This window comes from Vibrio sp. 1288, from assembly GCF_033344475.1.
Genome location: NZ_JAWPOX010000012.1, coordinates 92,371 through 105,604, shown reverse-complemented (window position 1 = coordinate 105,604; position 13,234 = coordinate 92,371). Strand labels below are relative to the sequence as shown.

The 13,234-nt window shown below is 41.7% G+C and carries 10 protein-coding genes and 1 pseudogene; 5 read left to right on the top strand and 6 right to left on the bottom strand.

Annotation, left to right across the window (positions count from 1 at the left end):
• Positions 1-21: 21 nt before the first annotated feature.
• Positions 22-951: a LysR family transcriptional regulator gene (locus tag R8O11_RS11410; protein WP_033906145.1), complete on the top strand. Its 930-nt coding sequence runs from the start codon at positions 22-24 to the stop codon at positions 949-951.
• A gap of 1,240 nt (positions 952-2,191) precedes the next feature.
• On the opposite strand, the gene R8O11_RS11405 is transcribed toward R8O11_RS11410, so the two are convergent.
• Positions 2,192-3,082 (bottom strand): LysR family transcriptional regulator, encoded by an 891-nt coding sequence (locus R8O11_RS11405; RefSeq protein ID WP_170897336.1) that lies wholly within the window; start codon positions 3,080-3,082, stop codon positions 2,192-2,194.
• Positions 3,083-3,194: 112 nt separating this feature from the next.
• On the opposite strand from R8O11_RS11405, the gene eamB reads away from it, so the two are divergent.
• From eamB to queC, 3 genes are all read left to right on the top strand, one after another.
• Positions 3,195-3,779, top strand: a complete 585-nt coding sequence (gene eamB, locus R8O11_RS11400) for a cysteine/O-acetylserine transporter (protein WP_318194154.1) — start codon at positions 3,195-3,197, stop codon at positions 3,777-3,779.
• A gap of 308 nt (positions 3,780-4,087) precedes the next feature.
• Complete coding sequence (locus R8O11_RS11395) at positions 4,088-4,426, top strand: helix-turn-helix domain-containing protein (RefSeq protein WP_005388200.1); 339 nt, start codon at positions 4,088-4,090, stop codon at positions 4,424-4,426.
• 67 nt (positions 4,427-4,493) lie between these two features.
• Positions 4,494-5,150: a 7-cyano-7-deazaguanine synthase QueC gene (gene queC, locus R8O11_RS11390; protein ID WP_005377298.1), complete on the top strand. Its 657-nt coding sequence runs from the start codon at positions 4,494-4,496 to the stop codon at positions 5,148-5,150.
• Between the two features lie 309 nt (positions 5,151-5,459).
• Here queC and queE read toward each other — a convergent pair whose 3' ends face one another.
• Entirely contained in the window at positions 5,460-6,110 is a 651-nt protein-coding gene (gene queE, locus R8O11_RS11385) for a 7-carboxy-7-deazaguanine synthase QueE (RefSeq protein WP_005377296.1), read from the bottom strand.
• 216 nt (positions 6,111-6,326) lie between these two features.
• On the opposite strand from queE, the gene R8O11_RS11380 reads away from it, so the two are divergent.
• Positions 6,327-7,136, top strand: a complete 810-nt coding sequence (locus R8O11_RS11380; protein WP_017821691.1) for a Cof-type HAD-IIB family hydrolase — start codon at positions 6,327-6,329, stop codon at positions 7,134-7,136.
• A 160-nt stretch (positions 7,137-7,296) separates the two neighbouring features.
• Here the strand turns inward: R8O11_RS11380 and R8O11_RS11375 are convergent, their stop codons facing one another.
• The 4 genes and pseudogenes from R8O11_RS11375 to R8O11_RS11360 form a co-directional block, all read right to left on the bottom strand.
• On the bottom strand, positions 7,297-8,742 hold the full coding sequence (locus R8O11_RS11375; RefSeq protein WP_318194153.1) for a bifunctional NUDIX hydrolase/phosphatase PAP2 family protein: 1,446 nt from the start codon (positions 8,740-8,742) through the stop codon (positions 7,297-7,299).
• Positions 8,743-9,127: 385 nt separating this feature from the next.
• Positions 9,128-10,460: pseudogene (locus R8O11_RS11370) on the bottom strand (trypsin-like serine protease).
• A 191-nt stretch (positions 10,461-10,651) separates the two neighbouring features.
• Positions 10,652-11,131 carry a GNAT family N-acetyltransferase gene (locus R8O11_RS11365; RefSeq protein ID WP_005377290.1) on the bottom strand — a complete coding sequence of 160 codons (480 nt, stop codon included), beginning with the start codon at positions 11,129-11,131 and terminating at the stop codon, positions 10,652-10,654.
• A gap of 189 nt (positions 11,132-11,320) precedes the next feature.
• Positions 11,321-13,198 (bottom strand): propionyl-CoA synthetase, encoded by a 1,878-nt coding sequence (locus R8O11_RS11360; RefSeq protein WP_318194152.1) that lies wholly within the window; start codon positions 13,196-13,198, stop codon positions 11,321-11,323.
• Positions 13,199-13,234 lie beyond the last annotated feature (36 nt).

Sequence of the window (13,234 nt, the reverse complement as noted above, 5' to 3'; positions counted from 1 at the left end):
TATCTAACTTGGATAAACATTGTGGATTTAGCAAATAAACTACACCTGCTTTTAGAAGTCTCTAAAGCTGGATCTTTTGCAAAAGCAGCAGATGGGATGAATATCGACCGCTCTGTTTTATCTAAACACATCAAGCAGTTAGAAGAGCACTTAGGCGTTAGGCTATTAAACAGAACGACTCGCTCTCTTTCATTAACACAAGTCGGCCAGCAAATAGTAGAAAAAGCAGACCAAATATCTCAACTCCTTGATGATACTCAACAAATAGCGGAGAACTTTCAGACTGAGCCTTCAGGGAAAGTACGAATTTCAAGCTCAACATTATTTGGAAAACTCTATCTACAACCTTCGATAGAGAAGTTTTTACATAAGTACCCAAAAGCAAGTGTTGAACTAATGCTAGATGATCTTCATGTAGACGTGATTAGAAGTAATTTTGATATTGCTTTTCGAATCGGACCTATGAGGGATTCATCAATGGTAGCAAGAAAATTAGCAAAAAATACGACTGCAATCATTGCTTCTCGAAATTTAATTGAAAAACATGGTAACCCAGAAACGCCTGATGAGTTAGTTAAGCTACCTTTTATTATTTATTCAAATGGTAATTTTATTGTCGATAAACTTAAATTCTACGACAAAGCAAAATCAGATGGTTTAGATACATACCCAATATCAGGGTCATACATGGTAAATGAAGCTGAGCTAATAATTGAAAGCGTAAAGTCAGGTCTGGGCGCAGCACTTATAGGTCAATTTATGCTCCCTAACAACCTAGAGTCTTCTAATTTAGTTCAACTTTTACCAGAATATGAAACTCAAGATTTTGGTGATATTTATGCCATGTACTCACACCGTCAGCAATCACCATTGGTTAGGGCATTCATTGATATCGTTCAAGAAGAAATTGGCATACCACCAATATGGGAAAAGCATTTCAATAAAAGCTAGGTGATTCTATTTAACCAAAATTAACAGTAAATAAAAATCAAATAAAATCAATAATTTAAAACAGGAACATTTAAAATTCATAGAAGTTTAATGTTAAGTGAATTAAGTTCCATTCTAAATGGCGCTTAATTCACTAAATATAAAACATTCTTGATTTATAATACTAACAAATCCATCACCTATACAAGTTACGATGTATATTAAAGAAAAACACACCTCGGTCACTAGTTTGTTAGTATATAAAATATCTTATCTTATTTTTTTGGTTATTTATACGTTAGCAACGATTTATTTTAGCGTACAAATGGACAAAAGCACATCGGAGAACTCTCTTATAGAAATGACTCAAATAGCATTTGTGCTTTTTTCATCGTTAATGTGTTTGTATAAATCTAAGGAATATCTTGAACTCAAACACATATTAGTAATAATGTCTTCATTTTTTATGGTTATATTCGTTAGAGAAATGGACTACCACATAGAGCAGTATTTTCCTCACGGTTCATGGAAGTACCCTGCTTGGATTATAATAGTCTCGGTCTGTTATTTTTGTTTTAATAACATAGTTAACATAAAAAATGAGGTAAAATTTTTCATTTCTCATTCTAGCTTCACGACATTAACAATTGGATTTTTCATTGTTTTCTTATTCTCACGCTTTGCAGGGTATGGTGATTTTTGGGTCGAGTTCATGGGGAACTCATACAATAGAGATGTGAAAAACTTGGTTGAAGAAAGCTTAGAGTTACTAGGTTACGCGATACTTTTAAACGGTGTTTTACTTATTAAAGTAGAAAATCACTAAGTATAAATAAGAGTTCAGAGCTTGTAGTTCAAGCTTTGAACTTTTTGGTTAAAAAAAAGCAGCAAATTATATTTGCTGCAAATGATGAAAAAAACAATATGCGTAAGTTAACTTCCTAGCAATGGATGCGTTAACGAGTTAATAATAACGAACCGTAACAATTAAGTCTCGTTGAAAATAATCCATAAAGAATGGCATTTATTACACTGTTAATTATGTAACCTTATCTAATCTAGTTATCACACGCCGTCGTTTTTATATCTTATCTCTTTCCGTCAATAAATAGCTCTTCACCTCAGATCCCATTTATCATCCCACAACAGTCGGATTCACAACAAAGCAATAAAAATCAATAAATTATAAGTAGCCACTTAAAAAGTAAAAAGGAGTAAAAACGAAACTATGTCAGATAGAACATATTAAAGATCACCGACTCTAAGTAGAAAACCGTTCATACTCGTTACGCATACAATCAATAAAGACTTCCATCGCCGGCGTCACACACTTCCCAGCATGATAAGCACAGAGTGGCTTGATCATCTGTGAAAACTCGGTGAATTCAAGCTCTTGTAAACTGCCCTCTTGCAACTCTTTTTCAACCGTAAAACGAGGTAAGTAAGAGATACCAATATTACTCTCAACGCAATTTTTGATCGTATTAATACTGCTAAGTTCGATCATGTTGTCGATGCTAATATCACGCTCCTGAATAATGCTCTCAAACATCCGTCGAAAAAGGCACTTAGGGCCATTGCTTATAAACCCTAAATCAATATGTTGCTCTCTCTTCTTTAAATCTAGCCCTTTTAAAAGCGGTGAAGCAACCAATACCAGTGGCTCCTGCTCAAACTCGTGGACCTTGAGCGTATCGTCATTACCTACTCGATAAAACACACCTAAATCAGCTTTATCCGCTATCAACTCATCTCGAATCTGATAGCAATTTTGTGATTGCAGAGAGAGTCGGACATTGGGCGCCCTGATCCTGAACTCTTTTAAAACATTAGCCATCTTATAAGCAAGTTGAGTCTCAGCAACCAGCACTTTCAATTCACCGGTCGGCTCCGAGTTTTCTTGCTGTGCTGTTCCCTCAATATTTTCCATCACTCGCGCCAGTTCATAGACGTAAGGCAGTATCTTTTCTCCTGCTTGAGTCAAAACCATCTTACGCCCTATTTTTTCGAACAGCTGCAAAGACAGATCTTGTTCCAACTGCTTGATTTGAAAGGTGACGGTTGATTGCGTGCAATAAAGCTTCTGTGACGCTTTTAGAAACGATCCTTCTTCAACAATAGCTTTAAAAGTAAGAAAGCGTTTTAGATTCATGACTAGACTCCACAACCAACAGTTCAATAAATTAAAAGTCTAAGTTTTAATTTATTCAATTTTTTAATCAATTGTAGCGAAGTATAGTGCAGTAAAAACAGGAGAGATAGAGATGACCGTCATCTACACCGCATTTTTTACTTACGTAATCATTACTTCAATTACACCAGGGCCAAACAACATTTTATCGCTCAGCATCGCGACGCAATATGGACTAAAACGCTCTACAAAAGTGATTTCGGGGATGTTTTGTGGCTATGTTGTTTTGATGCTACTTTGTGGCGCTTTCACGTATAACATGATCAGCCTCTTGCCCGTGATTACACCTTGGCTAACATGGATTGGAGCAGCTTACATTGTTTGGTTGGCTTGGGGGCTTGCTACGAGTGAGATCAAAACTTCATCGGATAATTCTAAAGGTATCAGTTTCTTAACAGGTTTAGGTTTGCAGTTCGTTAATGTGAAAATCATTCTTTATGGAATTACCTCTATTTCTACGTTCGTACTGCCCCACACTCAGAATATCTACTGGATCTTAGCGACTAGCCTCATTCTTGCTTTGATCGCACTTCTTAGCAACGTAGTTTGGGCCGTTGCAGGAAAGCTACTTCAATCGCAATTCCAGAGATATGGCAAAGTCATCAATATGAGCTTAGCAGCAGCTCTGATCTATTGTGCGACACAGTTATTTACTTAAGTATATAGTTGATCATCAAGAACAATATTGCTCTTCAACTTAGACGACTACGTTTATGTGAAGAGCAAATTCTGCTCTACAAATCGCTGCGGTTTCTCGTGCCCTTACTCGCTCCTCCCGCGCCTCCATACGGCAGTTTTTGAAGAAGTAGATTCAACGTCACTTAATCAACCTAAAGATACGAAATCTTGTTTAGCTATACATACACGGCCTTGGCGACCTCGGCAATAACTAAGCATTACTTAGTATACACAAATCAGAAAAACTAAGATAATCTTAGTCATCCAAGTCCTTCGTATGAACTTTAAGTGTTGTTTAATAACCCACTCCCAGCCCGCCTTAAGCATGCGCGTAAACAAGCGAATCTGTCCCAAAAAGCACTGGGCATCCGTATCGGCATGGATGATAGTTCTGCAAGTGCAAGGATGAACCAATACGAAAGGGAGCGCCATACTCCCGACGTAAAAACGCTCAAACTTATCGCAGATGAGCTAAACGTACCTCTAAACTATTTTTTTTGTGAAGATGAAATCACCGCTGAACTTGCTGTGAATCTCCACAAGCTGTCAAATGATGACAAGCAAAGAGTGCTTGAGAGCACAGCCCAGCTGATTGCAGACGCAATCGCCACGAAGTCGAGTACGTAATTGGGATTAAACGCCTAAGAATACGTATCAATACCAAAGAATCAAAGAGCATAACTAAGGGTTCAACATGGCTACAACAAAAGCACTTGTGGTTTTTTCCGGTGGGCAGGACTCTACGACCTGCTTAATCGATGCATTAAATACATATGATGAAGTTCATGCTATAACGTTTGATTATGGCCAGCGTCATTCAGATGAAATAGATATCGCTATCGAATTAGGTAAGCAACTTAACATCAAAAGCCACAAAGTCCTGGATGTAAAATCAATTAATGAGTTAGCGATAAGCTCTCTGACAAGAGACAACATTCCGGTATCTAATGACTTAAGCGACGCTAACGTACCCAATACATTCGTTCCAGGGAGAAACATTCTCTTTCTTACTTACGCATGTATCCATGCTTACCAGCTTGGCATTCAAGACATCATTACGGGAGTCTGCGAAACAGACTTTAGTGGTTACCCTGACTGCCGAGACAACTTTATTCGCTCTCTAAATCTCTCTTGCAATTTAGGTATGGATAAAGCCTTCAATATTAAGACTCCTTTAATGTGGCTTACTAAAGCCGAGACCTGGGCTCTAGCTGATAAGCATAATATGTTGGAGTTTGTCCAAAACAATACTTTAACATGTTACAACGGAATCGTTGGTAAAGGCTGTGGTGAATGCCCAGCGTGCCTACTGCGACAAAGCGGCTTAGAAGAATACTTAGCGAGCAAATAGTCTTTGTTAGCGGTAATAGCGGTGGATAAAACCTTTTGCGTTAGCTTCTAAACGTTTTATCTCAGCGTGAAACTCCAGCCAACAGAGCTTCATTTTGATGCCGCCAGATTGGTGGCATCAATTAAATGCGAAACGATTGTCGAACCAAAGATAGCACCACACCACAACAGCCAACACTGCTTAGCTTTTACAACGCTATAAATTGTTTAGATATATCGACAATGTTTCGATAGCAAAGCTACCAACGGCATTACTCGCGAAACCGGGATTAGATAGAAAAGCTACCTCGAATGATGACGAGTCTCTCGTCTAAGCAATACTCAAATATTTATGAGTTTGAACAGACAAACGCCAATTGCGGGCAATACACGTATCAATACACAATTGCGTAGCACGAGGCTTCTGGCTAATTGGTTGTAGTGCAATGATAGTCTCAGCCGCCACGTTCGCATTTGCTAAAAGATCATCAAGGTGGTCGATGTCTTTCTGGGTACCGACTGGATGCTTAATCTCATTTGCCCGCTCTAACGCGCTATTAAGCACTGGTAATTTACCTTTCATTGCTACTTTTGGTGACACTGTCACCCACGTATTTTCTGAAGTAATCACTTCTGATGTGCCACTGGTTTCAATTTGGCATTGGCACCCCATATCTTCAAACGCCTTTGTTAAAGGGCGCAGATCATAAATACAAGGCTCTCCACCAGTAATCACGATATGCTTAGCATTAAAGCCTTGCTGTTGATATTGCTCTACGATGTTCTCGGCAGATGCAACACACCACGTCGGAGAGTCTTCCGTTTTCACCAGAATATCGCCTATTTGACGTTGATCATTCTCATCTGCATACCACGTTTGTTTGGTATCGCACCATGAGCAACCAACCGGACACTCTTGAAGCCGAACAAAAACAGCAGGGACTCCAGTGAAAACCCCTTCCCCTTGGATGGTTTCAAACATCTCATTTAGCTTATACAACGCAGAACTCACTCAACTCATAACATTTCGAGGCGAAGACCATAATGGACACGCGTGTCTAGGTCAATTTAAACCAAAAATTAATTGTTAAAATAGACCATTTTGTAGTTTCATAGCGTAATGAATATAGGTTTCTGGTTAACGTTAAACCAAGCCTTATTCACTGACAGCTCCCAAAAAACTTTAAGGTAAGAAATGATGTATAAACTGATCGCACTAGATATGGATGGCACGCTACTCAATAGTGATAAAGCCATTTCTGAAGAAAACAAACAAGCGATCGCAAAAGCTCGAGAAGCAGGCGTTACTGTCGTTCTCGCTTCTGGTCGCCCATTAGAAGGAATGCAAGACAAGCTCGACGAACTGAATATCCATTCCGATCGAGATTTTGTTCTTTACTACAACGGTTCGATGGTCAAGAACGTAGGCACAAACGACATCATCCACCAGCAAATCATAGATGGTAAAGCTGCAAAATTGGTGGCGCGAAAAGCCGAAGAGCTAGGTGCGTACGTCCATGCTTTTAGTCAAGTTCATGGTTTAATCACCAACGAACACAACCCTTACACCGATATTGAAGCAAAGATAAATGGCTTAAATGTCACCGAGATGAACTTCGAATCACTAGAAGACGATCATCCAATCATCAAAGCTATGATGGTTGCAGAGCCAAGCAAACTAACAGAAGTTATAGCAGCACTGCCAGCTGAAATGCGCGAAGCGTTTACGGTTGTTCAAAGCGCTCCGTTTTTCCTTGAGTTTCTTAACCCTGCGAGCAACAAAGGTATTGGTGTTGCCGCAATTGCCGAGTATCTGGGAATTAAACCGGAAGAAGTTATCTGTATGGGTGACGCAGAAAATGACCACCACATGCTGAAATACGCTGGCCTTGGTATCGCGATGGCAAATGCAATGGAAGAAACCAAGCAAATCGCTGACTACATTACGGCAAGTAATGATGAGCACGGTGTCGCTAAAGCTATAGAAAAGTTCGTGCTCAATGCATAGTCCTTTCCGCCATGTCTGTTGCGTTAAGCTTCTTACGTTTAACATCCCTAGCCGTCCAAGATAGGCAAGCGGCGTTGTTCGTGGACTAAACGTGTAAAAGCCTTGCTGTAATGCAAGGCTTTGTTTTTACTTAAATACTAATAGATAACAAATACAGCCATCAATCTAGCAACGTTTTGCTCGGTTGGTTTTCACAAGTCAGCTTCCTTGCAAGCAGCATAAATAACAACATTAATAATGGATAATGTAACGTCGACAAGACTAATGACCACAAACCGCTAAACGATACGATATTAGCCGAGTACAAATAGAGTTGATCAACAAGCAACAATGCCAGCGTCACAAAGATCATCTGCCGAGTATCTAAATGTGCTTTCGACTCTTTAAATGTCATGACCAACGCTGATGCAGTGATTAAAATTGCTAGCCAGCGACCAAACACAGGTAATGGCCAGATGACGGAGATGACCGCTGTTGCCGCAGTCATAATGAACCAGACGCCTTTTGAGCTTAGAACTTGATCAACGTTCACATCTTGATTTGTTTCCAATCGAAGAACATGCCAAGCCACCAAGCTGCCTAACAGCGCGCCAAATAACATATCTAAAATAAAGGCACTGCCGAGGAAAAACTTACCTAACACCACTGTAAGAGTGATGAACACGAAGACTGCCGTTGTTCCATTCAAACCGAAATACTGGGTTCTATGAAACAAGAACGTCAGAACACAAAACCACACAGCGATAGGCAAGCTAGGAAAACTAAAGCCAAAGCTGTGCGTTAACTCCATCATTGGTATATAGACTTGTGGGCGCGGTAACGAAAAGCCTTGTTGAGCGACAAGCACCATAAGCGACGTTGCACTAATTGCAAAAAAGAGTCGGTACACAAACCGGCTACCAAAGCGCATCATGGCAAAAGGAAATAGAAAGAGTAGTACCGTCGGTTCTGTCAGGTCTATAACCAGTTTCGAGATCTGACTAGCTACCTCGTAACTCGTTTCTGACAACGCCCCTACCCAACTCTGTAAATCTATCAGCCACGCCAATTCAACCTGACGAAATGAAGGCGCGGATTCGATCAGCTGAGTCACATAAGATACTGATTGCTTGGTAGCTTGATCAAAAAACTGAGTGACTTGTGGCCATTGCTCAGGGTAACGATACAAAGATGATGGTAATTCAGATGGGCTAAGCAGCATCGCTGACGCAACTTCTACTCCATAATGAGGGGCAAACCAAATAGGCAGTTCATTTCCACCTAAAGAATTATTCATAGAAAAAGCGATAATGTCAGAGTCTGATATACAGTCGTAAAAAACCGCAGTGTCCGTTCTGCCAAGCTCCTCTCCAACCGTAACCACTATACCGGTTTCTTCCCACGTTTCTCGTTGAGCAGCAACTTGTGGAGACTCACCATCAATAATGGTTCCGCCAGGTAGAGAAATCTTATCCGTTAATACTTCATGAACTAGCACTAACTTGTCATCAGCGCGAACAATACAGAGCGCTCCTTTAACTTCGCTCGCAGTGGCTTTAGCCGTAGAGATCGGTGAAACAGGTAACAAAATAAAACAAAGGATGAGTAATAACAGCTGTCTCAACACAAAATATGACCTTAAATAAACATAATGATAACCAATGAATCATGGCAGTTAATCTTATCTTTTTCGACAAAAATTAAGTAACGAGTTATGCCAAACTGAGTTGATCGCGTAAAACCTGATCTCAACGCTCACTGGAGAATAATTTAATGCAAACCTGACAAAAATCAGACAAAACATAAAATGTTGATCGCAATTCTGCCAGTTATATAAAGATAACGTCAGGACAAAGTCATACACATTTTGTGGGTTCTCATAGTTGACACAATAAAAAAGGGCTTATTATTCGCAAACAATAAACCCCAGTTATGATAACTATGTACTGATCGTTGAAACCAAGAATGAATCTTATCTCATGGTCAACGAATCAAATTCACTGGCCCGATAGTTAGTTAGACGTGCAATTCGCATCGCCTACTTTTTGCCAAACACCCCAAGGCCCTGAGTCTGCTGGATTATCACCTTGAGTCCACCACTGCGCTTGCCAAACTTTACCATTCCAAGTGACCGTATCTCCTTTGAGATACACTAAGCTGGCTTGCCATACAGTTGTACAGCTATCTGTGGGAGGCGTTGTCACCGTTTTCGCTTGAGCGGATACTAACGCTTGGTATTGTGTGCTGGTCTTATCAATGTTGAAGTTCAAAACCACTCTTGCTTCTCCGCTCTGAGTAGCACCAAATTCAACATCAACACGACAACTTGCATTCATTGCTAACGTCGCCTGAGAGCACTGATCATTGGCAATAACAGCTGCATCAGTAACACCCGAAGCAAACGCGCGAACATTTTCCACAGTGAACGTGGTGCTCCCTGAATTCTGGATAACAAAGCTATGTTGCTGTAACTCCCCAACATTAAATGATGCCAGTGTCTGTTCAGTGGTGTATCCAACAGAAACATTTTCTTTTGGTGGTGTTGCTGTTCCGATAACGCCATCGACAAAATTGCGCATAGCAACGATATCGCTATAAACCCCATACATACCAGGACGAGCACAACCTATTCCCCAACTGACCACACCAAGTTGAGTAATTACACCACTACGATTAATGACGATTGGACCTCCACTATCTCCCTGACAAGAATCTATCCCACCTTGAGGAATACCCGCACAGAATGACACTTCTCCAACCGTTGTGTAGTTGCCACCGGCTTGACGGCAAGTCATATCCGACACAAGTGGGACGTCAACCTCTTGCAATCGAGACGGAGAGATTCCTCCTTCAGAAGTTCGCCCTAAGCCAGCAACACTAAGCCAATCTCCGATGCTCGCGTATTGCGTTAGACTGCCATTCGCAATCTCAACTGAAGAAACACCTTGAGGCACAGAGTCGAGCTTCAATACCGCGAGGTCATGAGAAAGCGTCGCGCGGCGATATGCCGGGTGCATATGGATCTCACTGACGTTTGCACGAACACCGTCACTACCGTTATAAACAACGCCGCCGATTTTAACCGCTATCTGATTCGGAGAATCACCCTCAACACAATGCGCAGCAGTCAGGACGTAACCATTCCCGATATAACTGGCCCCACAATATGATCGGTTACCATAACGACTAACAATTTGGGTGTAGAATTTCCAGTCACGTGGGTCGGCAGTTACTCCGCCCTACGATCTGGGGTTGGATGGTATGATTCTGCGTCTGTGACAAATCATTAGCACTTGCGAACATTGGCAAAACGGCTAAAGCAAGTAACGATTTTGTTAGTTTCAAAATATTGTCCTCTTGTTTTTGTAAGCACGATCCTCGTGCTACTAATAAACAAGCAGACAAAAACGCCGATACCAATGTGGGTGCATATCAATTTGTTAACATTGCGAGCAACTTATAGAGAAAAGTCTATTGACGAACTGAATGATTTCAATTCGATAGAACCTAAATCACAATATTAAAGTTAAATACGATTATTCGTTCAGCGGTTTTCTTAAATAGTGGATATGATGTGCAAATCCTTGTTTTTCATACAAAGATATTGCGCCCTGGTTAAAATGCCATACTTCAACAAACATCTGTTTTGCACCGTAATCAGAGAACGTTGACTCAATTTTATTAATCAATGCCTGCGCCGTACCTTGTTTTCGATATTCAGGCAGCACATAGAGCTCATCCACACTTCCCATCATAACTGGCTGGCTGACGGTAGAAATAAGTTCACAGAAGTGACCAGAGATAAAGCCAATAATTTCATCTCCTTGTTTTGCTACGTAAACAAGGCACTCAGGGTCGTCAATATATCGAGCAATGCTTTTTTCTTGTTCTATCTCCTCTGCCGTTTTGAAAAGCTCAGGAGATTGAAGATGATGCTCATCATGAAGCTCGAACATAAGATCGTTGAGCAACTCTAGGTCGCTAAAACACGCAGGTTTAATCGCAAACGTGGTCATACAAAGGGTCACTAAAAATGGAATGGCTGTAGTTTGTGAGGAAAACGTCGTATTGGCAAGTCACAAATGCTTTCACGATACGTTTGTACTGTTTGAACAACAAAAAGGCCCCTGCACTTAATAAACGTACAGAGGCAGAACCAACCAACAGAGTTCGAGGATCAGGGGTTAGTTAGAATTGAGTTTTTCTCAGCGTCGTAGCACTCGCTCAATTTCGTTCAAGCTACTTGGGTCATCAATCGTTGACGGAACGGTGTATTTTTCACCATCAGCTATTTGACGTATAGTTCGACGCAAAATTTTACCTGAACGTGTTTTCGGTAAACGGTCTACAACCAACGCATGCTTGAAGCAAGCAACTGCACCTATCTCACTACGCACTTTGCCAACAAGCTCACCTTCAAGGTCTAGCTCATCCACTTTGACGCCGTCTTTCAGTACAACAAAACCAAGTGGAAGCTGACCTTTTAGATCATCGTGGATACCGACCACCGCACATTCTGCAATCGCTGGGTGGCCTCCTACTATTTCTTCCATTTCACCTGTCGACAATCGGTGTCCCGCGACATTAATCACGTCATCAATACGTCCCATAATAAACAGGTAACCGTCTTCATCCAGATAGCCACCATCACCAGACACGTAGTAGCCTGGGAACTGGCTAAGATAACCAGTTTCAAAACGGTCATGATTACGCCAAACCGTTGGCAGACAACTTGGTGGTAGCGGACGTTTTAATGCGACAAAGCCTTGTTGGTTAGGCCCGACAGCCTCTCCAAGTTCATTCAGAATTTCGACCTGATAGCCCGGAATGGGCTTCGTCGAAGAACCAGCTTTAACTGGCATCATTTCGACACCTGTCGGGTTGCCAGCGATGGCCCAGCCCGTCTCGGTTTGCCACCAGTGGTCAATAACGGGCTTGTCCGCTTTGCTCTGAACCCACTCCAGTGTCGGAGGGTCAAGGCGTTCTCCCGCCATAAAGATGTTTTTCAGATTCGACAAGTCGTACTGTTTTAAGTGCTCGCCTTCCGGGTCCTCTTTCTTAATCGCACGAAACGCCGTTGGTGCAGAGAACAACGCATCTACTTTATATTCATCACACACTCGCCAAAATGCGCCAGGATCCGGTGTTCGAACAGGCTTGCCTTCGAATAGGATAGTAGTGCAACCGTGAATCAGTGGAGCGTAAACAATGTAAGAGTGCCCTACTACCCAGCCCACATCAGATGCCGCCCAAAAGACGCCATCTTGAGGAATGTTATAGATTGCGCTCATGGAGTACTTCATCGCGACAGCATGGCCACCGTTATCACGCACAACGCCTTTCGGCTTACCTGTCGTACCTGATGTATAAAGTATGTAGAGCGGATCGGTTGCTAACACCGGAACACAACCATGTGGCAGCGCTTGTTTGTACTCTCGCTGCAAATCTAAGTCTCTTTCTTGGTTTAGCTCAGCGTCGCACTCTGGACGTTGGAAAACAAACACTTTCTCAGGCTTCCAACGGCTGTCCATAATGGCTTTGTCTACCATTGGTTTGTATGGAATGACTTTGTTGATCTCAATCCCGCACGACGCCGTCATGATCACTTTCGGCTCTGCATCTTCAATTCGTACAGCAAGCTCATTAGGTGCAAAACCGCCGAATACTACGGAATGAATCGCCCCCAAACGCGCGCAGGCAAGCATCGCCATTGCGGCTTCAGGGATCATCGGCATGTAAATAACGACTCGGTCGCCTTTTTCAACACCTTGAGCAGACAGCATGCCAGCAATTTTGGCTACTTGGTCACGTAGGTCGCTATAGGTGTACGTGGCTTTACGACCTGTCACTGGCGAGTCATAAATGAGTGCAGTATTATCACCGCGTCCTTGCTCGCAATGGTAATCTAATGCTAACCAGCACGTATTCATTACACCATCTGGAAACCAACGTTCTATGCCGTTTTCATCAGATTTCAAGATAGTTTTAGGAGATTCAAACCAATCGAGATTCTCCGCTTGAGCGCGCCAAAAACTCTCCGGTTCATTCTTCGCCCATAAGTATTCTTTTTCGTATGAAGACATATTGCTTCCTCCAGTATGTCCTGACATTGCTCTCGT